This window comes from Allobosea sp. P4_E12, assembly GCF_056401655.1.
Genome location: NZ_JBFUIY010000011.1, coordinates 136,679 through 158,336, shown reverse-complemented (window position 1 = coordinate 158,336; position 21,658 = coordinate 136,679). Strand labels below are relative to the sequence as shown.

Here is a 21,658-nt window from a genome sequence, read left to right as displayed (position 1 = left end):
GTCGTTCGCCGTTACGAGCGCGCTTGCCGCAGCGCGCGTGTCATGCGGGTGGAATCCCCCCAAGTCGATAGCCAGATCAGAATTTCGGTCACCATCGCAATGGCGGATTGCAGCATCGTCTGCAGCGAGTGTCTTGCTTCGCTGCCGAGCTGCATTTCGGCATGATGAAGATGCGCCAGCTCTTCCTCGCGGATGCTGTTGATGACGGCGTGGAGATCGGCGTCTCGGCCCTGTAGGAAATGCATTTGTTCATCGAGATGACGGTGTACGGTCTCTTCCACCGCTGCGGTGCAAACCCAAATCGCGCGTCGCCCCATCAATGCCGTCATCAAGCCGAGCAGCGAGCCACCGAGACTCCACAGCTTCATGATCCGGCAGGGACGTGAACCGCGTGCCGGCATGGCCGCATAGAACCTGACGCAATGGTCGATTTCGTCGGTGAGCATCTGCTGCAAAGCCGGGACGATGTCGGGCGTGAGCCGCTTCGCCACTGCGATCTGCGCGGAGTAGATGCGGATCGCGTCGTATTCCCCGGCATGGTTCACGCGCACGATCCGCTTGATCGTGAGGGCGTCGCGGGGTGAAGGGCTCTCCGGCGATATGGTCATGTGATCGCGGGAGCTCAATGACGTTAGCATCTTGGACGTTAGCATCTTGCGGCTGGGGGACGGCACGCTAAACCGGGGACATGACCCTCGCAATGCGCGCCCCTGCTGCGACTGCCGCCGATCTCCTGGACTGGTACGATCGCCACCGCCGTGTCCTGCCTTGGCGTGCCTTGCCCGGCGAGAGGGCCGAACCCTATCGCGTCTGGGTCTCAGAGATCATGCTGCAGCAGACCACGATCGCGGCGGTGAAGCCCTATTTCGAACGGTTCATGGCACGGTTCCCGACGGTTGGGGCTCTTGCCGACGCGCCGAGCGAGGAGGTCATGCAGGCCTGGGCCGGCCTCGGCTACTACTCGCGGGCTCGCAATCTGCATGCTTGCGCCAAAGCGGTCTCGGCGCTGCACGCGGGTCGCTTTCCCGATACCGAGGAAGGCCTGCGCGAACTGCCGGGCATCGGAACTTATACGGCAGGCGCTGTCGCAGCCATTGCCTTCAACCGGCCGGCGGTTGCGGTTGACGGCAATGTCGAGCGCGTCATGACCCGTCTCTTTGCAATCGAGGATGCTTTGCCGGGGGCCAAGCCCTTGATCAGGGAGCGCACCCTGGCCCTGTTGCCGTCGGAACGACCGGGCGATTACGCGCAGGCACTGATGGATCTCGGCGCCACGATCTGCACGCCGCGCTCGCCAGCCTGCGGCATTTGTCCGTGGCAGGCGCCGTGCGTCTCACGGGCGGCGGGGACACAGGAGACCTTTCCGCGGAAGGCGGCGAAGAAGACTGGGGCAACCCGCTACGGGGCTGCCTTCGTGCTGCTGCGCGAGGATGGCGCGGTTCTGCTGCGGACGCGGCCGGCCAAGGGGCTGCTTGGAGGCATGGCGGAGGTGCCGACCGGTCAATGGAGCGCGGATTACCGCCTCGCTGACGCCTTGCAGGATGCTCCGCTTCCGGCGCAGTGGCGCAGGCTGGCAACGCCCGTTCGCCATGTCTTCACCCATTTTCCGCTGGAGCTCACGGTCCTTGTCGCGCGTGCCCCGCGGGCGACGCCGGCGCCGCAAGGCTCCCGCTTCACCCCGCTGGCGCGGCTCCGTGACGAGCCGTTCCCGGCGGTCTTCCTGAAAGCGCTCGAGGCAGGGCTCGAGGCGCTCAGGCCGCTGCCATCTGCGCCCTGATCTCGCCGCGCAGTGAATCGAGCAGCGTCAGCCCTTCCGGGCGCTCGACATGCCAGAAGGTCCAGCCATTGCAGGCGGGTAACCCCTGGGCCAGCGCTCCGACCTTGTGGATCGAGCCGACAGCCGGGCCAAGCAACAGCGTGCCATCGGCCCGGATCGTCGCCTTGTGGCGGCGTTTCTCGTCGACGACACTCTCACCGGCCTTGACCAGCCCGGCCTCGACCAGGCTGAGGAAGGGCACGCGCGGTTCGCTGCGCTTCGAAGGCGCGGTGGAGAACGATTCGGGCGGCAATGGCTGGACAGCGGCGATGCGCTTGCGCGCCGCCTCGGCATAGACCGGGTCGCGTTCAAGGCCGATGAACCGCCGACCGAGAGCCTTCGCGACGGCACCCGTGGTGCCGGTGCCGAAGAACGGATCGAGGATCACGTCGCCGGGGTTGCTAGCCGAAAGCATGACGCGGGCCAGCAGGGCCTCCGGCTTTTGAGTCGGATGCACCTTGGCGCCGGACGCGTCCTTCAGACGTTCCTCGCCGGTGCAGAGCGGCAGATACCAGTCCGAGCGCATCTGCAGGTCGTCATTGCCGCCCTTCAACGCCTCGTAATGGAAGGTGTATTTCGAGCTTTCGCCGCGCGCCGCCCAGATCAGTGTTTCATGCGCGTTGGTGAAGCGCCGGCCGCGGAAGTTCGGCATCGGGTTGGCCTTGCGCCAGACGATGTCGTTCAGCATCCAGAAGCCGAGATCCTGCAGGATCGCGCCGACGCGGAAGATGTTGTGATAGGAGCCGATCACCCACATTGCGCCGTCCGGCTTCAGCACCCGCCGGCAGGCGGTCAGCCAGGCTCGCGTGAAGGCGTCATACTCGGCGAAGGAGGCGAACTTGTCCCAGTCGTCGTCGACGGCATCGACGAGGCTGTCGTCAGGCCTGCGGAGATCGCCGCCAAGCTGAAGATTGTAGGGTGGATCCGCGAAGACGAGGTCGACGCTTGCCGGAGGCAGGCGGTCGAGCGCGGAGATGCAGTCGCCGACGACGACCTGATCGAGCGGAAGATCAAATGAAAGGCTCGAAGCCTTCATCCGAGACTGCAGCGCAGGCCGTCCGGTACGCGAAACCTGAATCCGGACGGCGGCGCTGGCAGTCCCGGTACGCGAGGTACCCATGACGCCGAACCATTTACGCAACTTCAACAGTCGCGATCTTGGGGGAGTCAGGGTAAAAGCCGGGTTTCCGGGTTGAAAAAAATGCGTCTCGTTTTGGGGCTGCAGTTTTTGCCTAGTGCATTGGCAAACCAGCTGAATCCGGATCGGGTGTTAAGAAACGGCTAACGTGTCGCGGGCATCGCACAACCGCTCAGCGCCGCCAGACGCCCTTGATCGGCGCGAAGGAAAAACGGTGCTCCGGGCACGGGCCGTGGGTCTGTATCGCGGCGCGATGCGCGGCCGTGCCATATCCGGCATGCCCGGCAAAACCATAGGCCGGATAATGCGTCGCCAGGCGCGCCATCATCCGGTCGCGGGTCACCTTTGCGATGATCGATGCGGCCGCAATCGAGGCCACGCTGCCGTCGCCCTTGATGATCGCATCGCAGGGGCAGGGCAGAGTGGGAGGGTCGTTGCCATCGACCAGCACATGCCGCGGCTGGACAGGCAGACCGGCAACCGCGCGCTTCATGGCGAGCAGCGTCGCCTGCCTGATGTTGAGCGCGTCGATCTCCTGCGCTGTGACGCTGCCGATCCCGATACCGAGCGCGGCTTTGGCGATCTCCCCGAACAGCGCTTCGCGCCTTGCGGCGCTGAGTTCCTTCGAATCGGCGAGGCCAGCCGGAATCAGGCCGGGGTCGAGAATGACGGCAGCCGCCACCACTGGCCCGGCCAGCGGCCCGCGTCCGACCTCGTCGACGCCGGCCAATGGCCAGAATCCTTGCTCAATTGCGTGCGCCTCGCGGCTGAAATCGGCGGCCATGCCCGGTCCAGGAAAGAAATCGTTGCCGGGCTTATGCCGGAAGGCCGTCGTCTAGAACAGGCTGAGCTGTGCCTTTTCCTTCTCCGGCTTCAGGAAGAGGTCGCTGCGCAACCGCAACCGCGTCGCGTTGAAGCCGAGGCGTTCGGCTGCCATTTCGAAGCGCCGCCCGATCATCCAGGCATAGGGACCGGAACCGACCTGACGCTGGCCCCAGGCCGAGTCGTAATCCTTGCCGCCGCGTGTCGAGCGGATCAGCGAAACGACATGGCGCAGCTTGTCTGGATGGTGGGTCAGGAGCCAGTCCTGGACGAGATCCTTCACCTCCAGCGGCAGCCGCAGCAGCACGTAACCGGCCTCGCGCGCCCCGGCGGCCTTGGCGGCGTCGAGGATGCGCTCGATTTCCTGCTCGTTGATCGCGGGGATGATCGGCGCGACCAGCACGGTCACCGGAATGCCGGCATCCGACAACCGCTTGATCGTCTCCAGCCGCTTCGCCGGCGCGGCGGCGCGCGGCTCCATGCCGCGCGCGATCTTGGGATCGAGCGTCGTCACCGAGATCGCGACCTTGGCGAGGCCCTGCGCTGCCATCGGCGCCAGGATGTCGATGTCGCGCTGTACCAGTGCCGATTTCGTGACGATGCCGACCGGGTGGCGGAAGCGCGCCAGCACCTCCAGGATCGAGCGCATGATCCGCAGCTTCTTCTCGATCGGCTGATAGGCGTCGGTATTGGTGCCGATCGCAATGGTGCGCGGCTGGTAGGACGGTGCAGACAATTCCTTCTCGAGCAGCAGCGCGGCGTCGGGCTTGGCTGTCAACTTGCTCTCGAAATCGAGCCCAGGCGAAAGCCCGAGATAGGCATGGCTCGGCCGCGCGAAACAGTAGACGCAGCCATGTTCGCAGCCGCGATAGGGGTTGATCGAGCGGTCAAACGAAATATCCGGCGAATCATTCCGCGTGATGATCGTGCGCGCTTTCTCGATCGCGACTTCGGTCTTGAAGGCTGGTAATTCGCCGAGAGAGCCCCAGCCATCATCTTCGGCGACGCGCTGCTCGGTCTCGAAGCGTCCGCCTGGATTGATCGTTGCCCCGCGCCCGCGCCGTCGTTCCGGATCGATGCGGTGGCCGGCATAGGCGAGGRGGTCAGCCGGAGCGACACGCGCGGATGCCGACAGGGTTTCGCCGTCATGCCGCCTGAGCGGCTGGGCTGCGATCGGTCGCGAACTGGGTCTGGCTTGCTGCATGGCGCTGAGCCGTTCCTGAGAGGGCCGTAAGAATCGGCGTTTCCGTGACCATCAATGTGAACATATAGGGAACAAAATGCAAGTGGCGGGATTGCGGCATGTTGCGCTGCGTCATAATCAATGGGCCATGCTTACAGCCGTCATCAGGGCCGACGGACCGGCCAGAGCACTCGCTGCGACTTTTTCCGCGCTGATCCCGGCCGTTGCCGAAGGTTTCCTCGGCCATGCCGTGGTCGTCGATGCGGATGGTGAGGGGGAGGTGGAACGCCTCGCCGATGCGACGGGTGCGACCTATGTCAGGGCGGCCGTGCCTGAAAGCTGGCATGCCGGTGCCGCGCAGGCGCGCGGCGATTGGCTGCTTCTGTTGAGCGCCGGGGACATCCTGCAGCCAAACTGGATTCAGGCGACCGAGCGCCATCTGCTGCTGGCGCCCGACAGGCCGGCCCTGTTGCCGCTGAGCGGGGTTGCTGCGGCGCTCAAGGAGCGCGCCGCGCTGTCATTCGGCCCGCGTCGGCTGCGGGCCGGCCTTGTGGTGCCGAAGGGGCTGGTTCTGGCCGGGCGGCTGAATGCCGCGCCGCGGCGTCTCTCGGTGCGCCGGGAGCGTGCCGTATCCTGAGACGCAAGGCATCGGCCCGAAAGGTGGATCGCGGTATTCGGGGAAAGCCGACGCAACCCCAGAAGGTGAGATCGGATCGGATACGAGATCGGGTCCGATGATCTAAAGCTGGTTCGTCCGGAAGGTATCGCAGCTTTGCAGCGAGCCGGACTTGAAGCCGGTCGTGAACCAGCGTGTGCGCTGCGCCGACGAGCCGTGGGTGAAGGAATCGGGCACGGCCACGCCTTGCGAGGCTTGCTGCAGCCGGTCATCGCCGATCGCCGCCGCCGTCCGCATCGCCTCGTCGACATCGCCCTGGTCGATTCGGCCCATCGCCTGGACATTATGCGCCCAGACGCCGGCGAAGCAGTCCGCCTGCAGCTCGACCCGCACTGACAGCGCATTCGATTCGCGCTCCGAGATGCGCTGTCGCAGCTGGTTCACCTTGGGCAGGATACCGAGCAGGTTCTGGATGTGATGGCCGACCTCGTGGCCGATCACATAGGCATAGGCGAAGTCACCACCACCGCCGAGCTTGCGCTGCATCTCCTGGAAGAAGGAGAGGTCGAGATAGACCTTCTTGTCTTCGGGGCAATAGAACGGCCCCATCGCTGCCTGTGCCGTGCCGCACCCCGAGCGATCGATGCGCGAGAACAGCACGAGCTTCGGCGGTTCGTAGCGGCGGTTCGCCTGCTGCGGCAGGATCTTGGTCCAGATATCCTCGTTCTGCGCCAGCACCGCCGAAACGAAGCGACCCATTTCATCCTGCGGCGGGCCTGAGGCCGGGCGGCTCTCCTGGGTCGGAGCACTGCGCCCGACCCCGAGCATTTCGGCGCCACCGATCAGGATGCGCGGATCGATCCCGAGAGCCCAGCCGACAAGGCCAAGCACGACCATAGTTCCGATGCCGACACCGCCGCGCCCGCCGGGAAGCCCCGCGAAGCCGCCGCCGCCATTGCGCCTGTCCTCGAGATTCTCGGACTGGCGATAATCTTCCCAACGCATGGCGGAGTCCCCGTCTAGTCCCGAGCAATCTCGTGGAGAGAGGCCCGGAACTCAAGCTATTCGTCAACCGGCTCGCGCGCGGGTGGTTCCCCAGGTTCTTCCTGTTACCTCAGTGATAGCCGCTGTCGGCCCTCACCTTGCCGCGGAAGGTCCAGTAGACGAAGGCCGTGTAGAACAGGATCATCGGCAGCAGGAAGCAGACGCCGATCAGGACGAAGATATGGGAGGACGGCGCTGCGGCCACATCCCAGATCGTCAGGCTCGGGGGCACCAGATAGGGATAGTTCGAGATCGCGAGTCCCAGGAAGCAGAGCAGGAAGATCGCGATGGTGAAGGCAAAGGGTGTGAATTCGTGCTGCCCGTGCAGCCGCTTCCAGACCATATAGCCGCAGAACGCCGTCAGGACCGGGAATGGCCAGAGCAGCAGCAGGTTGGACGGCGTGAACCAGCGTTCGGCGATGCGCGGATGTGCGTAGGGCGTCCACAGCGAGACGATCACAGCGAAAGCCATCAGACCGAGCAGGAGCCATTTCGCCTGGCGCCGTGCCCTGTCCGCGACGGCACCTTCCGTCTTGAAGACGAGCCAGGTCGCGCCGAGCAGCGCGTAGCCGACGACGACGCCGACCCCGCACATCACCGAGAACGGCGTCAGCCAGTCGAAGGGGCCGCCGGCAAACTCGCGGTTGCTCACGGTGATGCCCTGGATCAAGCCACCGAGCACGAGGCCCTGAGCGAAGGCCGCAAGGGTCGAGCCGAGCCAGAAGGCAATGTCCCATTTCCTGTGATGCGGCTTGGCGACCCAGCGGAATTCGAAGGCGACCCCGCGGAAGATCAGCGCCAGCAGCATCAGGATGATCGGTGTGTAGAAGGCCGGCATGATGATGGCGTAGGCGGTCGGAAAGGCGACCCAGAGGCCGCCGCCGCCGAGCACGAGCCAGGTTTCGTTACCGTCCCAGAAGGGCGCGACCGAGTTCATCATCTGGTCGCGTTCGCCCTCGTCCCTGGTCGTCGGGAAGAGGATCGCGATGCCGAGGTCGAAACCGTCGAGCACGACATAGAGCATCACGGCAGTACCGATCAGGACGGCCCAGATGACGGGGAGATACCATTCCATCTCAGCTCTCCCCTCAATTCGCCGGCTGGATCTTGTCGTCGCCGGGATGCCCGTCGCCGAACAGCACAGAGGCGTCATCCTGCGTCGCCTTGAGCGTCCGCTGCGAAGGCTGCTCCGGTGGGTCCGTGGCGAGGAGAGCGTCGGGGCCCTTGTCGATCAACCGGTTCATCAGCAGGATCCCGGCCGCAAAGACCACGGAATAGACGCAGACGAAGAGCGCGAGCGAGATTGCGACCTGCATCGCCGTCACCGGCGAGACGGAGTCGACCGAACGCAGCACACCCGTTGCGAGCCAGGGCTGGCGCCCGACCTCGGTCACGAACCAGCCGGCGAGGATGGCGACGAAACCGAGTGGCCAGGTGTATTGCGCCAGCCAGAGCCAACGTCGTGCTTCGAACACCTTGCCACGTGACCAGAGATAGGCACCGAGCCAGCCGAAGCCGATCATCAGGAAGCCGATGCCGACCATCAGCCGGAAGGCGAAGAAGGGAATCTTGACGGGCGGCCGGTCCTGCGGCGCGAAATCATTCAGGCCGGGAAAGAGAGCGCTCATGCTGCCATGGGTCACGAGGCTGGCGAGCCCGGGAATCGCGATTTCGTAGCGGTTGATGCCGGCCTTCTCGTCGGGCCAGGCGAAGAGAACCAGAGCGCCGGGCTTCGACGAATCCCAATGCGCTTCGATCGCTGCGAGCTTCGCCGGCTGGTATTTCGCCGTGTCCTCGCCGTGCTGGTGGCCGATGATGGCCTGGATCGGAGCCGTCAGGGCGATCATCAGGATCGCCATTCGCACCATCGTCCTGGCAGGCTCGATGCTCGTCCCGGCCAGGAGATGGCGCGCTCCCGTCGCCAGCACCACGAAGGCGGTGGTCAGATAGGCCGCCGTCATCATGTGCATGAAGCGCAAGGGGAAGGTCGGATTGAAGATGATCTGCAGCCAGTCGACCGGATAGGCGATGCCGTCGCGCATCTCGTGGCCGGTCGGATACTGCATCCAGCTATTGGCCGAGAGAATCCAGAACCCCGACAAGGCCGTTCCGGCGGCGACGATCACCGCGGACAGGAAATGCAGCCAGGGCGGAACGCGCTTCCAGCCGAACAGCATGACGCCGAGGAAGGAGGCCTCGAGGAAGAAGGCGCTCAGAACCTCGTAGCCGATCAGTGGACCGATGACGTTGCCGACCACCGTCGAGAACCGGCTCCAGTTCGTGCCGAACTGGTAGGACAGCACGATGCCCGAAACGACGCCCATCGCGAAGGAGACCGCAAAGATCTTGGTCCAGAACCGGGCGAGCAGGTGAAACTTGTCGTCGCCGGTCTTCAGCCAGAGGCCGAGCAATGTCGCGATATAGGCGGAAAGCCCGATGGTGAAGGCGGGGAAGACGATGTGGAAGGAAACCGTGAAAGCAAATTGAATACGCGAAAGCAGAAAAGCGTCGATTTCCATCGCAAGGCTCCGGCCGGCACGCCGCACGAGCGGCTTGAAACGACTCTGCCCGCACAGCATCGTCGCTGCGCGGCAATTTAGTCAAATCCGAAACTGCGCGAGGGGCCGGAATGTCGCAGAGGCAGGGCTGCGTTGTCGCAGGCGAATACTTTAGCTGGCTGCGTCGAGCGCTGTCCTGAGCGCCCGCATGTCGCGCCAGGCGAGGCGTTTCTGCAGGGGCTGGCGCAACAGATAGGCGGGGTGAAGCGTGGCGAGGGCGCGGATGCGCCTTGTGCCCATATCGTACTCGGTCCACTTGCCGCGCGAGGCGAGGATGCCGGTGAAGCCGAGCAGGCCCTGGGCAGAGGGGCCGCCGATGCAGACGAGGATATCGGGATTGGCGAGTTCGATCTGCCGCTGAATGAACGGCAGGCAGATCGCGACCTCCTGCGGCGTCGGCGTGCGGTTGCCGGGCGGACGCCAGGGCAGAAGATTGGCGATGTAGACATGTTCCTGCCGGTTGAGGCCGATAGCCGCCAGCATCCGGTCGAGCAACTGGCCGGAGCGCCCGACGAAGGGCAGGCCGAGCCTGTCTTCATCGGCGCCGGGGGCCTCGCCGACGAACATCACGCGCCCCTCCGGATTGCCGTCGGCGAAGACGAGATTCTTCGCGGTCGCCTTGAGCGCGCAGCCCTCGAAGCTGGCCAGTGCCTCCTTCAATTCGTCGAGCGTCTTGGCCTGCCCGGCCAGCAGGCGCGCGCTCTGCATGGCCTCGTCGGGCGCCGTTGCGTCGGCCGCGATGACGCGCGCGGCAGGAACGGCACGCAGAGGATTGCGGCGTGCTGCAGGCTGCGTGGCGGCAGCTTCGGCGGCCTGTGCGGATTCGGCGAAATGGTCATGCGGCGTCTCGTCGAGCATCTCGGTGACGCCCATCTCGGCGTACCAGGCAATGAGTTCGACGGGATCGTGGCCAGCAGGGATCATCCCGGCGTCTTAGCACGGTCCGGCGCGGCTTCGCGACACCTGTCGGGCGGCTGTCCCGGCTCCGCGTGCTCGCCAGAGCGGTCAAACGCGGTTGCAAATTGGAACGTGGGCTCGGATAGAGGGGTTCCAATCTGGTTTCGGTTTGGCTTGAGCCAGAGAGTGTGATCGTTCATATATAAACTATCGCTGTCGAGGCGAAAGTTGTTGGCGGAGGGCAGGATGGAACTCGAGGAAGCGCAAAGCACCCCGCGCGAGAGCATGGACTATGACGTCGTCATCGTCGGCGCAGGTCCCGCTGGTCTCGCAGCCGCCATTCGCCTGAAGCAGCTCGACGAGGCCATCTCGGTGGTCGTGGTCGAGAAGGGGGCGGAGGTCGGCGCCCATATCCTCTCGGGCGCGGTTATCGATCCGATTGGTCTCGACGCGCTGTTGCCTGACTGGCGGCAGGACGAGGCACGCCCGCTGACCACGGAAGTCAGCGAGGACATCTTCTATTTCTTGACCGAGCCGAACGGAATCCGGCTGCCGAATTTCGGCATGCCGAAGCTGATGAACAATCACGGCAATTTCGTCGGCTCGCTCGGGCTGGTGACGCGCTATCTGGCGACCCGCGCCGAGGCGCTGGGTGTCGAGATCTATCCGGGCTTCGCGGCCGCTGAGCTTCTCTTCGATGAGAAGGGCGCCGTCACTGGTGTCGCCACGGGCGACATGGGGATCGCCAAGGACGGCACGGTCTCCGAACGCTTCACCCGCGGCATGGAGCTGCGCGGGCGCTATACGCTGCTCGGCGAAGGAGCGCGCGGCTCGCTGTCCAAGATCGCGATCCAGCGCTTTGGTCTCGACAAGGATCGTGAGCCCCAGAAATACGGCATCGGCCTCAAGGAGATCTGGCAGGTCAAGCCGGAGAAGTTCCACAAGGGCCGGGTGCAGCACTCCTTCGGCTGGCCGCTCGACGGCAAGACCGGTGGCGGCTCGTTCCTCTATCATTTCGACGACAATCTCGTCACCGTCGGCTTCGTCGTGCATCTCAACTACGAGAACCCGACACTCTCGCCCTTCGACGAGTTCCAGCGCTTCAAGACGCACCCGATGATCCGGGACGTCTTCGAGGGCGGCAAGCGCCTGTCCTACGGCGCGCGCGCCATCACCGAAGGTGGCTGGCAATCCGTGCCGAAACTCAGCTTCCCGGGCGGGGCATTGGTCGGCTGCGCGGCCGGCTTCGTCAACGTGCCGCGCATCAAGGGCAGCCACAACGCGATCCTGTCCGGAATGCTGGCGGCCGAGCATCTCGTGCCGGCGCTGGCGGCGGGACGCGCGCATGACGAAGTCAGCGAGATCGAAACCAGCTGGCGCGCGTCTCCGATCGGCCGCGACCTCAAGCCGGTCCGCAACGTCAAGCCGCTCTGGTCGAAATTCGGGACGATCGGCGGTGTTGTGCTCGGCGGCATCGACATGTGGCTGAACCAGCTCTTCGGCTGGTCGCCTTTCGGCACGCTCAAGCATGGCAAGCCGGATTACGCGACGCTGAAGCCACTGAGCGAGGTGACGCCGATCACCTATCCCAAGCCGGACGGCAAGCTCTCCTTCGACAAGCTGTCGTCGGTGTTCCTGTCCTCGACCAATCACGAGGAAGACCAGCCCGCCCATCTGAAGCTGACCGACCCCGCCATTCCTGTGGCGAAGAATCTGCCGCTGTATGGCGAGCCCGCCCGGCTCTATTGCCCGGCCGGCGTCTACGAGATCGTCTACAAGGACAACGAGACGAAGAGCGATCCGCGCTTCGTCATCAACGCGCAGAACTGCGTGCACTGCAAGACATGCGACATCAAGGATCCCGCCCAGAACATCACCTGGGTGGTGCCTGAGGGCGGCGGTGGCCCGGGTTACTCGAACATGTGATGAGTCGGCGACGGTGACCGGTGCGATAAGGAGGCCGCGCCCTGCCAGGGCGGCGGCTTGTCCTGCCGAAATGGTCACTTGGCCCCGGCGAGGTGCGGTCGATGATCGCGGCGACCGAGCGAACGATCGTCTCCCTGGATGATCCTGGGCGAATCGTCGCCACAGAGCCGAGAGATGCAGCTGCAATGGTGATGGCGTGCCGAACTGCAGCGTGACGTGATTGAATTTGTGCGCTGCACGACGTGATTGCAGTGGTTGTTGCATCCTTGCTACGGAGGCGATCTGCGCCGGCTTTGCGGCTTGCCGGGGCGCCCGGAAACGGCCATCTTGCGCGCCTATGCGAAGCGGTCACGGTCGCGCTGAATGGACCCAGCCCCTGTGCCACACGAGGCAGCGGACCGAGGGAGAATAGCAGTCGTGACGTTTCGAATGAACGGCCGAGGGGCCGGCGCGACATTGGCCTTGGCCTTGTTTGTCGCCCTTCATGCCGGGGCCGCTGCGCAGGCCACCACGCAAGCCAATACGCCGACCCGCACCACCGAGCCGCTTGAGCCTGCCGAAAGCCTTGAAGGCAACTATCTGGCCGCGATCGTGGCCGGTGCCGGCCGAGACCTTGGCGCGGCCTCGGTCTTCCTGCGGGAGGCGATCAAGGGCGATCCGAAGAACAACGATCTGCTGGAGCGTGGTTTCGTCGCCTTCCTGGCCGATGGCTCCATGGATGACGCGTTCCGCGCCGCCGAGAAGCTGGTGCAGCGCGACCCGAGCAACGGGCTGGCGCAGCTCGCGATCGGCATTCGCGCCATCAAGCAGAAACAGTATCAGACGGCGCGCAATCACCTGCAGCGCGGCGGGCGCGGGCGTTCCGCCGACATCACGGCGACCTTGCTGTCCGCATGGTCCTATGCCGGCTCCGGCCAGACCAACCGCGCGCTCGAGACGCTCGAGCGGCTCAAGGGCGAGCCTTCCTACAATCTCTTCCGCGACTATCATGCCGGCCTGATCCTCGATATCGCCGGCCGCAAGGCGGATTCCGAGCGCAGGCTCAAGGCGGCCTATGAGGCCGAGAAGACGACGCTGCGTCTCGTCGATCTCTGGGCTCGCTTCCAGACCCGCTCCGGCGATTTCGAAGGAGCTGCGGCAACCTATGGCGCCTTCGACAGGCTCCTGCCGAATCACCCCATCGTGCGTGACGGATTGACCCGGGTCGCCGCCAAGGAGCCGCTTGCCCGCTCGGTCGCTACGGCGCAGCAGGGTGCAGCCGAAGTGCTCTACGGCCTCGCCAGCGCGGGGAACCGCCAGGGAGACGAGGCCGCTGCACTGCTCTATCTCAGGCTCGCCCTCTATCTCGACCCCAATCACGATCTCGCCGTCCTGACGCTCGGCGACATCCTGGAGCGGGCCAAGCAGCTCGATGATGCGGTGACGGTCTACAACCGCATGCCGCCGGGTTCGCCGCTGGCCTCCAATGCCGAGATCCAGTCCGGTCTGGCGCTGGAAGCGCTTGGCAAGTCGGACGAGGCGGTGAAGCATCTCGAAGCGCTGATCGCAGCGCGTCCTGACGATGTCGACGCGCTCTCGGCGCTCGGCAATGTCTACCGCTCACGCAAGCGCTTCGCCGAGGCTGCCGACACCTATGACAAGGCGATCGCGAAGCTCGCTTCGCCGGGCCGCTCGAACTGGGACCTTTATTACTTCCGTGGCATTGCCCGCGAGCGCATCAAGCGCTGGGCGGAGGCCGAGGAGGATCTGCGCAAGGCCCTCGAACTGATGCCGGAGGCGCTGGGGCGCGAGCGGGCGCTGGTGCTCAACTATCTCGGCTATTCCCTGGTCGATCAGCATCTCAAGCTCGATGAAGCGCTGGGCATGCTGCGCCGGGCCGTCGAACTGCGCCCGCGTGACGGCTACATCACCGATTCGCTCGGCTGGGCTTACTACCGGCTCGGCCGCTATACCGAGGCGACCCGCGAACTCGAGCGCGCGATGGAGCTGCGGCCCTCCGATCCGGTGATCAACGATCATCTCGGCGATGTCTATTGGCGCGTCGACCGCAAGCTGGAGGCGGTCTTTCAGTGGAACGCCGCCCGCGATCTCAGCCCGGAGCCCGAGGATCTGGTCAAGATCAAGCACAAGATCGAGAAGGGGCTGGAGGAGGCCCCGTCGGCCAATGCCGCCGAGCCGAAGGCGGATGGCGGCTGACCGATGCATTGTGATGCGGTGACGGACCTCGCGTGCCTGTTGCGCTGACGACCCGCGCTCGCGCCAAGGTCAATCTCGATCTGAAAATCCTCGGCCGTCGCGCCGATGGCTATCACGAGCTGAAGAGCCTCGTCGCCTTCGCCAGTGTCGGTGATTCGCTGGCGCTGGAACCGGCTTCAGGCCTCGGCCTGACGATCGGTGGTCCGCAAGGCACCAGTCTTGTCGCGGATGATGGGAATCTGGTTCTCCGTGCCGTGCAGGCGCTGGCAGACGAGCTCCCCGGACTGCGAACCGGACATTTCCACCTCGTCAAGCGTCTGCCGGTCGCCTCCGGCATTGGCGGAGGCTCGGCTGACGCGGCAGCAACCTTGCGTCTGCTGGCAAGGCTGAACGGGCTCTCGCCTGCCTCGCCTCAGCTGCAGCGCGCTGCCATCAGGGTTGGCGCCGATGTCCTGGTCTGCCTCGAGTCGCGCGCTCGCATCATGGCCGGGATTGGCGAGCGCCTCGGCCCCGCACTGTGCCTGCCGCCGCTCTTCGCCATTCTGGTCAACCCGAATGTCGCCGTCGGCACCGCAGACGTTTTCCGTACGCTCGGACTTGCGCAGGGGCAATCTTGCCCGGCCGCAGTGGAATCGGGCATCGGTGCGGCGGAGCGCTTCGCTGCTGCCCCGGACCTTGCGGCGCTGCATCGGACCGGCAACGATCTCGAAGCCCCGGCGGCTCAGGTCGCGCCGATCATCACCGACGTCCTGCAGCGGCTGTCCCGGCTGCCGGGTTACCGGCTCGGCAGAATGTCAGGCTCGGGCGCGACCTGCTTTGCCCTGTTCGACGATTGCCGGCAGAGCGCTGCCGCTGCGAAGCTGCTGGCGGATGAGCGGCCGGATTGGTGGATCAAGCCGACCCTGCTGAGATGAGGTCCGCGGGCTGCTCAGTGCGCCCGCGCCACGCTCAGTACGCCCGCGCCACGCAGAAATCGACCGTCTCGTTCAGCGCCTGCTTCATCGGCGATGAGGGGAAGAGGCCGAGCGCATCCTTCGCCATCTTGGCGTAGTGCTGGGCCCGCTCGATCGTATCGTCGAGGGAACGGTGACGGCGCATGATCGCCTGCGCCTCCTCGAGATCGCCGTCCTTGATCTCGCCATCCTGCAGCGTGCGGCGCCAGAAGGCGCGTTCGGTCTCGTCGCCGCGCCGGAAGGAGAGCACGACCGGCAGGGTGATCTTGCCCTCGCGGAAATCGTCGCCGGTGTTCTTGCCGAGCTTGTTCGCGACGCCGCCATAATCAAGCGCGTCGTCGATGAGCTGGAAGGCGATGCCGAGATTGAGCCCATAGCTGCGGCAGGCGGCAGCATCGGCCTTGGGTGATTCGGCGATCACCGGCCCGACTTCGCAGGCCGCCGCGAACAGCTCCGCGGTCTTGCCGCGGATGACGGCGAGGTACTCGTCCTCGGTCGTGGCTGTGTTCTTGGCCGCGGCGAGTTGCATCACCTCACCTTCGGCGATGACGGCGGCTGCGGTGGAGAGAATATCGAGCGCGCGGAGCGAGCCGACCTCGACCATCATCTTGAAAGCCTGTCCGAGCAGGAAGTCACCGACGAGCACGCTCGCTTCATTGCCCCAGACCATCCGGGCCGCGAGCTTGCCACGGCGCATGTCGCTCTCGTCGACGACGTCGTCATGAAGCAGCGTGGCGGTGTGCATGAACTCGACGCTGGCCGCGAGCTTGACATGACCCTCGCCCCGATAGCCGCAGAGCGCGGCCGTGGCGAGCGTCAGCATCGGCCGCAGGCGCTTGCCGCCCGACGAGATCAGGTGGTTGGCGACCTCGGGGATCATGGTGACGTCCGAGCCGGTGCGCGACAGGATCATCGCATTGACGCGCTCCATGTCGGTGCGTGTCAGGCCCACGAGACCCTCGATGCTGGCCTGTCCCTGTTCCTTGTCCTCGAAGGGTACGACGACGCCCACGCTGCTCACTCCGGCCGATTTCAGCTTTGTTGCATTGCCACAACCGTTGCATGGGTGGCCAGCCCCCGCAATCGCACTTTGACGCCGCACCCGCGAGTCCAGGGCCGAAAATGGCTTGCGCGCAGACCCTGCCTTCGTCTCCATGACACAATGCACGAACTCGTCCGTACCAATGACCTTGTCCTGCTTGGCGCCATCGAGGCGCTGCTCGCATCCGCCAATCTCGATTGTCTGATCGCCGACCAGCACATGAGCGCGCTTGAGGGCATGACCGGAGCCTTCCAGAGGCGCCTGCTCGTGCGCGAGGTGGATCGCCGAAGGGCCCGCGCGCTTTTGATCGAGGCGGGGTTCGGCGCCGAGCTGCGCGATGAGTGATTCGGAGACGGATCTCGGCGAGATCGTCGAGGATCGATTGCTCGATGGCCGTCTGATTCTTCGTCAGCCGAAGAAGGGGCATCGTGCCGGCACGGACGCGATTCTGCTCGCTGCGGCGTTGTCGGAAGACGAGACAGGCCCGCTGGCCGATTTCGGCGCTGGCGTCGGGACGGTCGGTCTGGCCGCGGCGATGCTTCGGCCGGAGCTGACGGTCACGTTGATCGAGCGGCATCCCCGCCTTGCGGCGCTGGCCGAGCAGAACATCGTCCTGAACGGCTTCGGCGATCGGGTCAGGCTCGTTGCGGCCGATGTCGGGGCCGGTGCCGAAGCCAGCCTTGTGCCAGCAGGTTTCGCCTGCGTGGCAATGAACCCGCCCTTCTTTGTAGACGATACGGTGAAGGCGTCGCCAGTGAGCAACCGGCGAACGGCGCATGTCGCCGATCAGCCGTTCGAAATCTGGTTGAAGGCAGCGCGCCGGCTGCTCAAGCCGCGCGGACGCGTCGCGATCATTCATCGGGCCGAGGCGCTGGGGGCTATTCTGAATGGGCTGGAAACCGGCTTTGGTGGCGTGGCCATCCGCCCCGTGCACGCCTCGGCCGACCGGCCGGCGATTCGCATCATCGTCACGGCGACGCTGAACAGCAGAAAGCCGGCAGCGCTGCTGCCGGCCTTTGTCTTGAACGGGCCTGATGGCCGCTTCACCGAACTCAGCGAAGCGGTTCACCGTGGCCGGGCACTGCTCGGCTAAAGCATCGGCCCGAAAAGTGGATTGCGGTTTTCGGGAAAGCCGATGCGAACACAGAAGGTTAGATCACCGGCCCGAAAAGTGGATCACCGCTCTCGGGAAAGCCGATGCAATCACGGACGGTGAGATCAGCGGCAGATCCGCTGCTGCTGCACGACCCAGCGCGAGCCATCCCAATAACGGAACGGGCGGAAAAAGCAGCGCGGGCGGTAATACGGACCGCCATAGCCGTAATAGGGCTGCGGACCGCCATAATAGGGCCGACCGTAATAGGGGCGCGGGCCCCAACCCGGGCCATAGCCGTACTGGACCTGCTCGTAGCCATGATCCGCCTGCGCGGCTGCACTCAAGCCGAGGGTGACGACCTGGGCCGAGGCCGGGGCGCTGGCGATGACGCCGCCGCCGAGGCTGACCGCTGCCGCGACACCGAGAAAAGCTTTGCGAAGCATGGCGTGGATTCTCTCCCCTGCCTGGCGCCCGCGGCCCTTGCCGCGCGGTCGAACACCAATTCGGTGAAGATGCTAACGCTCAAAAACTGAACGGCGCGACACCGCGCCGTTCAGCTATCCTTCATCGGACCGCCACATGGCAGCCACAATTCACGCCGCGATCAGCGGCAGACGCGCACCGAACGCATCACCCAGCGATAGCCGTTCCAGACGCGGCGGTTACTGTAGAAGCAGCGCGGACGATAGACCGGGCGGCCGTAATACGGGCGGCGCGGGCCATAATAGGGACGCGGGCCATAGTACTGCGCCTGCTGGACCAGATCAGTCGGAGCCTGCGTCGTCTGCATCGTGCCGGTGCTGACCGGTGCGGCCGTTGCGGGGGCGACGGTGAAGGCCGCGAACATGAGGGTGAGCGCTCCGAAGAGAGCGGCAATGAAACGTGATGACAGCATTAAGCTACTCCTGCTGGCTGACGCCGCCGGCCCGTCTCGAGCGCTCGCCCCGAACGCCGCGGACTGTACGGTTGCTGCGGAGATTATCCCGCCGATCATGAACGAATGCTGTCCGCGTCGGTTCCATGGTCATGCGCGGAATGCTTGACCGCGCGCCGTGGCTGCCCCTAAGCACGCCGCTATTCTTAGATTGTCTGGAAGGCTCAAGCTCTTGGCCGGTGCTCCCGTCTCCGATCCGATGAACCCGACCCGCTCGTTCCAGGGCCTGCTGCTGACCTTGCAGCGCTTCTGGGCGGAGCGCGGTTGCGTCGTCCTGCAGCCCTACGACATGGAAGTCGGCGCCGGTACGTTCCACCCGGCGACGACGCTGCGCGCGCTCGGTCCCAAGCCCTGGAAGGCTGCCTATGTCCAGCCTTCGCGTCGGCCGAAGGACGGCCGCTATGGCGAGAACCCCAACCGCCTGCAGCATTATTACCAGTTCCAGGTCATTCTGAAGCCATCGCCGCCGGATCTGCAGCAGCTCTATCTCGACTCGCTCCAGGCCATTGGCGTCGACATGGGGCTCCACGATATCCGCTTCGTCGAGGACGATTGGGAGAGCCCGACACTGGGCGCCTGGGGGCTCGGCTGGGAGTGCTGGTGCGACGGCATGGAGGTGAGTCAGTTCACCTATTTCCAGCAGGTCGCCGGCGTCGAATGCGCGCCTGTCGCGGGAGAGCTGACCTATGGGCTCGAACGTCTCGCCTGCTATCTGCAGGGCGTCGACCGCATCATGGATCTGAATTTCAACGGGCTCGAGGGTGAGGATCGCGTCAGCTACGGCGATGTCTTCCTCCAGGCCGAGCAGGAATTCTCGCGCTATAATTTCGAACATGCCGACACGGCGATGCTGTTCCGCCACTTCAACGATGCCGAGGCCGAGTGCCGGGCGCTGCTCGCCGCGGGCGAAGCCGGGGAGGGAGCCAATGATCCGCGCCACTCGCTGGCGCTGCCGGCCTATGACCAGTGCATCAAGGCCAGCCACATGTTCAACCTGCTCGATGCGCGCGGGGTGATCTCGGTCACCGAGCGCCAGAGCTACATCCTGCGCGTGCGTGAACTGTCCAAGGCCTGCGGTGCGGCCTGGCTGAAGACCGCCGGCGGGGGAGCGAACTGATGCCCGATCTCCTGCTCGAACTCTTCTCGGAAGAGATTCCCGCCCGCATGCAGCGCAAGGCGGCGGAAGACCTCAAGAAACTCGTCACCGATGCGTTGGTCGAACGCGGCCTCGTCTATGAGGGCGCCAGGGCCTTTGCGACGCCGCGCCGCCTCGCCTTGCACATCGCTGAACTACCGGTGCGCGGCCGCGATATCCGCGAGGAGCGCAAGGGGCCGCGCGTGGGCGCGCCCGACGCCGCCGTCCAAGGGTTCCTGAAGGCGGCAGGGCTTGCCTCGCTCGACCAGGCGACCATCGTCAGCGACCCCAAGAAGGGCGATTCCTACGTCGCCATCATCGAGAAGCCGGGGCAGGAGACGGTCGCGGCCATCGCCGAGATCGTCCCGCACGTGATTCGCAACTTCCCTTGGCCGAAATCGATGCGCTGGGGCAAAGCCTCCGCCGCTGGCGCCAGCCTGCGCTGGGTGCGCCCGCTCCACTCGATCCTCTGCACCTTCGGGCCGGAGACCGAGGAGCCCGAGGTGGTCCGGTTCGAGGTCGACGGCATTGCCTCTGGCAACACGACCTATGGCCACCGCTTCCATGCGCCCCAGGCCATAACGGTCAGGCGTTTCGACGATTATGTCGCGCATCTGGAGAAGGCGAAGGTCGTGCTCGATGCCGACCGGCGCAAGGAAATCATCCTCACCGACGCCCGGAACCTCGCCTTCGCGCAGGGGCTGGACCTCGTCGAGGATGAAGGCCTGCTCGAGGAGGTCGCCGGCCTCGTCGAATGGCCGGTCGTGCTGATGGGCGCCTTCGAGGAGCGCTTCCTCGAGATTCCGGGCGAGGCGATCCGCGCCACGATCCGCGCCAACCAGAAATGCTTCGTGCTGCGTGACCCGGTGACGGGGGCGCTCGCCAACAAGTTCATCCTGGTCTCGAACCTGAACGCCAGCGATGGCGGCAGCGCAATCGTCGCCGGCAACGGCCGCGTCGTGCGTGCGCGCCTCTCGGACGCGGCCTATTTCTTTGCGACGGACAAGGGCTCGCTGCCCGATCTCGACACGTTCAGGGAGAGTGCCGGGACACTTGGCCTCGACCTCGCCAAGCCGCTCGACCAGCGCATGGCCAAGCTCGACAAGCTCGGCGTCGTCTTCCACGCCAAGCTTGGGACGCAGGGCGCGCGCGTGCAGCGCATCGCGGCGCTGGCTCGCGAGCTGGCGCCGCTCGTCGGTGCCGATCCCGCTCTCGCCGAACGCGCGGCGAAACTCGCCAAGGCCGATCTGCCGACCGAGATGGTCGGCGAGTTCCCGGAATTGCAGGGGCTGATGGGCCGGAAATATGCCGAGCTGCAGGGCGAGAACGCTTCTGTCGCGGCAGCGATCGAAGAGCACTACAAGCCCCTCGGCCCGTCCGATCGTGTGCCGACGGACCCGGTCTCCGTTGCCGTCGCCCTGGCCGACAAGCTCGATACGCTGGTCGGCTTCTGGGCCATCGACGAGAAGCCGACCGGGAGCAAGGATCCCTACGCGCTGCGCCGTGCGGCGCTGGGTGTGATCAGGCTGGTTGTCGAGAATGGGGTACGGCTCTCGCTCGCCGGTGTCGCCCCAGATCCAGACCTCGTCTCGTTCTTCCACGACCGCCTGAAGGTCGTGCTCCGCGATGCCGGGGCGCGGCATGACCTGGTCGATGCCGTGCTGGGCGAAGGCGCATCGAACAGCGACGATCTCCTGCTCATCACCCGCCGCGTCGACGCGCTCAGCCGCTTCCTCGACACCGAGGACGGCGTGAACCTGCTCAGCGGTTATCGCCGTGCGGCGAATATCCTCAAGGCCGAGGAGAAGAAGGACGGCGAGGGCGCTTTTGCCGCTGCCGCCGATCTCCAGCTCATCGCCGATGCCGGCCTGATCGAGGAGAAGGGGCTCGCCGTTGCACTGGCCCAGGCGACGCCGAAGGCCGAGGCTGCCGTCGCCAAGGAGGATTTCGAAGGTGCGATGGCTGCGCTGGCCGAGCTCAGGCCCTCGGTCGATGCCTTCTTCGACAAGGTCACGGTCAACGATCCCGATCCGGCCCTGCGCGCCAACCGTCTCAAGCTGCTCAACCAGCTGCGCGAGGCGACGCGCGCCGTGGCGGATTTCTCGCGGATCGCAGGCTAGCGCGCCCCATGGCTCGCCATTCCGGCGAGCATCCGCGCCTCGCGACAGGCATGGTCGGGTCAGTCCCGATTATGCCGAAAATGGCGGTGAAAGCTCGGGATAAGCGGGCGCTCGGCCCCTGAAACGGAACCAATTCCCATCCTGCGACGTTCTGTCCTGCAGAGAAACCGTGCCGCGAACGC

19 protein-coding genes and 1 pseudogene are annotated in these 21,658 nt (G+C 65.4%); 9 read left to right on the top strand and 11 right to left on the bottom strand.

Annotation, left to right across the window (positions count from 1 at the left end; all coding sequences use genetic code 11):
• Nucleotides 1-11: 11 nt before the first annotated feature.
• Entirely contained in the window at nucleotides 12-608 is a 597-nt protein-coding gene (locus AC1DW9_RS16355; protein ID WP_476776315.1) for a demethoxyubiquinone hydroxylase family protein, read from the bottom strand.
• A gap of 92 nt (nucleotides 609-700) precedes the next feature.
• Between AC1DW9_RS16355 and mutY the strand changes: the two are divergent.
• A pseudogene (mutY, locus tag AC1DW9_RS16350) lies at nucleotides 701-1,771 on the top strand (A/G-specific adenine glycosylase); the annotation flags it as partial.
• Here the strand turns inward: mutY and AC1DW9_RS16345 are convergent.
• From AC1DW9_RS16345 to AC1DW9_RS16335, 3 genes are all read right to left on the bottom strand, one after another.
• Nucleotides 1,752-2,936: a DNA methyltransferase gene (locus tag AC1DW9_RS16345; RefSeq protein WP_476776316.1), complete on the bottom strand. Its 1,185-nt coding sequence runs from the start codon at nucleotides 2,934-2,936 to the stop codon at nucleotides 1,752-1,754. The pseudogene mutY and the gene AC1DW9_RS16345 overlap by 20 nt on opposite strands.
• Nucleotides 2,937-3,126: 190 nt before the next feature.
• Nucleotides 3,127-3,738: a ribonuclease HII gene (gene rnhB, locus AC1DW9_RS16340; RefSeq protein ID WP_441506454.1), complete on the bottom strand. Its 612-nt coding sequence runs from the start codon at nucleotides 3,736-3,738 to the stop codon at nucleotides 3,127-3,129.
• Between the two features lie 51 nt (nucleotides 3,739-3,789).
• The gene (locus AC1DW9_RS16335; RefSeq protein ID WP_476855127.1) at nucleotides 3,790-4,980 is read right to left on the bottom strand and encodes a PA0069 family radical SAM protein; all 1,191 of its coding nucleotides are present in this window, start codon (nucleotides 4,978-4,980) and stop codon (nucleotides 3,790-3,792) included.
• Between the two features lie 127 nt (nucleotides 4,981-5,107).
• Here AC1DW9_RS16335 and AC1DW9_RS16330 point away from each other — a divergent pair, with 127 nt between their 5' ends.
• On the top strand, nucleotides 5,108-5,596 hold the full coding sequence (locus AC1DW9_RS16330; protein ID WP_441506456.1) for a glycosyltransferase family A protein: 489 nt from the start codon (nucleotides 5,108-5,110) through the stop codon (nucleotides 5,594-5,596).
• A 102-nt stretch (nucleotides 5,597-5,698) separates the two neighbouring features.
• Here the strand turns inward: AC1DW9_RS16330 and ypfJ are convergent, their stop codons facing one another.
• The 4 genes from ypfJ to AC1DW9_RS16310 all read right to left on the bottom strand — a co-directional run bounded on the left by ypfJ (nucleotide 5,699) and on the right by AC1DW9_RS16310 (nucleotide 10,101).
• A complete protein-coding gene (gene ypfJ / locus AC1DW9_RS16325; RefSeq protein WP_069877471.1) occupies nucleotides 5,699-6,580 on the bottom strand; it encodes a KPN_02809 family neutral zinc metallopeptidase in 882 nt (293 codons plus the stop codon).
• A 109-nt stretch (nucleotides 6,581-6,689) separates the two neighbouring features.
• Complete coding sequence (gene cydB, locus AC1DW9_RS16320) at nucleotides 6,690-7,694, bottom strand: cytochrome d ubiquinol oxidase subunit II (RefSeq protein ID WP_441506457.1); 1,005 nt, start codon at nucleotides 7,692-7,694, stop codon at nucleotides 6,690-6,692.
• Between the two features lie 13 nt (nucleotides 7,695-7,707).
• On the bottom strand, nucleotides 7,708-9,138 hold the full coding sequence (locus tag AC1DW9_RS16315; RefSeq protein WP_476768150.1) for a cytochrome ubiquinol oxidase subunit I: 1,431 nt from the start codon (nucleotides 9,136-9,138) through the stop codon (nucleotides 7,708-7,710).
• Between the two features lie 150 nt (nucleotides 9,139-9,288).
• A complete protein-coding gene (locus AC1DW9_RS16310; protein ID WP_441506459.1) occupies nucleotides 9,289-10,101 on the bottom strand; it encodes a uracil-DNA glycosylase in 813 nt (270 codons plus the stop codon).
• A 219-nt stretch (nucleotides 10,102-10,320) separates the two neighbouring features.
• On the opposite strand from AC1DW9_RS16310, the gene AC1DW9_RS16305 reads away from it, so the two are divergent.
• The 3 genes from AC1DW9_RS16305 to AC1DW9_RS16295 all read left to right on the top strand — a co-directional run bounded on the left by AC1DW9_RS16305 (nucleotide 10,321) and on the right by AC1DW9_RS16295 (nucleotide 15,110).
• Complete coding sequence (locus AC1DW9_RS16305; RefSeq protein ID WP_441506460.1) at nucleotides 10,321-12,000, top strand: electron transfer flavoprotein-ubiquinone oxidoreductase; 1,680 nt, start codon at nucleotides 10,321-10,323, stop codon at nucleotides 11,998-12,000.
• A 417-nt stretch (nucleotides 12,001-12,417) separates the two neighbouring features.
• Nucleotides 12,418-14,196 carry a tetratricopeptide repeat protein gene (locus tag AC1DW9_RS16300; protein ID WP_441488934.1) on the top strand — a complete coding sequence of 593 codons (1,779 nt, stop codon included), beginning with the start codon at nucleotides 12,418-12,420 and terminating at the stop codon, nucleotides 14,194-14,196.
• 32 nt (nucleotides 14,197-14,228) lie between these two features.
• Entirely contained in the window at nucleotides 14,229-15,110 is an 882-nt protein-coding gene (locus AC1DW9_RS16295; protein ID WP_476776302.1) for a 4-(cytidine 5'-diphospho)-2-C-methyl-D-erythritol kinase, read from the top strand.
• A 34-nt stretch (nucleotides 15,111-15,144) separates the two neighbouring features.
• Here the strand turns inward: AC1DW9_RS16295 and AC1DW9_RS16290 are convergent, their stop codons facing one another.
• Nucleotides 15,145-16,161 (bottom strand): polyprenyl synthetase family protein, encoded by a 1,017-nt coding sequence (locus AC1DW9_RS16290; protein WP_441506462.1) that lies wholly within the window; start codon nucleotides 16,159-16,161, stop codon nucleotides 15,145-15,147.
• A gap of 150 nt (nucleotides 16,162-16,311) precedes the next feature.
• On the opposite strand from AC1DW9_RS16290, the gene AC1DW9_RS16285 reads away from it, so the two are divergent.
• Nucleotides 16,312-16,536 (top strand): putative signal transducing protein, encoded by a 225-nt coding sequence (locus AC1DW9_RS16285; RefSeq protein WP_069877466.1) that lies wholly within the window; start codon nucleotides 16,312-16,314, stop codon nucleotides 16,534-16,536.
• On the top strand, nucleotides 16,529-17,284 hold the full coding sequence (locus AC1DW9_RS16280) for a tRNA1(Val) (adenine(37)-N6)-methyltransferase (RefSeq protein WP_441506463.1): 756 nt from the start codon (nucleotides 16,529-16,531) through the stop codon (nucleotides 17,282-17,284). The genes AC1DW9_RS16285 and AC1DW9_RS16280 overlap by 8 nt, the downstream gene beginning before the upstream one ends.
• Nucleotides 17,285-17,409: 125 nt before the next feature.
• Here the strand turns inward: AC1DW9_RS16280 and AC1DW9_RS16275 are convergent, their stop codons facing one another.
• Both AC1DW9_RS16275 and AC1DW9_RS16270 read right to left on the bottom strand, forming a co-directional pair.
• Nucleotides 17,410-17,730 (bottom strand): hypothetical protein, encoded by a 321-nt coding sequence (locus AC1DW9_RS16275; protein WP_441506464.1) that lies wholly within the window; start codon nucleotides 17,728-17,730, stop codon nucleotides 17,410-17,412.
• Between the two features lie 161 nt (nucleotides 17,731-17,891).
• Complete coding sequence (locus tag AC1DW9_RS16270; protein ID WP_441488938.1) at nucleotides 17,892-18,182, bottom strand: hypothetical protein; 291 nt, start codon at nucleotides 18,180-18,182, stop codon at nucleotides 17,892-17,894.
• A 238-nt stretch (nucleotides 18,183-18,420) separates the two neighbouring features.
• On the opposite strand from AC1DW9_RS16270, the gene AC1DW9_RS16265 reads away from it, so the two are divergent.
• Both AC1DW9_RS16265 and glyS read left to right on the top strand, forming a co-directional pair.
• Nucleotides 18,421-19,338 carry a glycine--tRNA ligase subunit alpha gene (locus AC1DW9_RS16265; protein WP_069882152.1) on the top strand — a complete coding sequence of 306 codons (918 nt, stop codon included), beginning with the start codon at nucleotides 18,421-18,423 and terminating at the stop codon, nucleotides 19,336-19,338.
• A complete protein-coding gene (glyS, locus tag AC1DW9_RS16260) occupies nucleotides 19,338-21,476 on the top strand; it encodes a glycine--tRNA ligase subunit beta (protein WP_441506465.1) in 2,139 nt (712 codons plus the stop codon). Before AC1DW9_RS16265 ends, glyS begins: the two co-directional genes overlap by 1 nt.
• Nucleotides 21,477-21,658 lie beyond the last annotated feature (182 nt).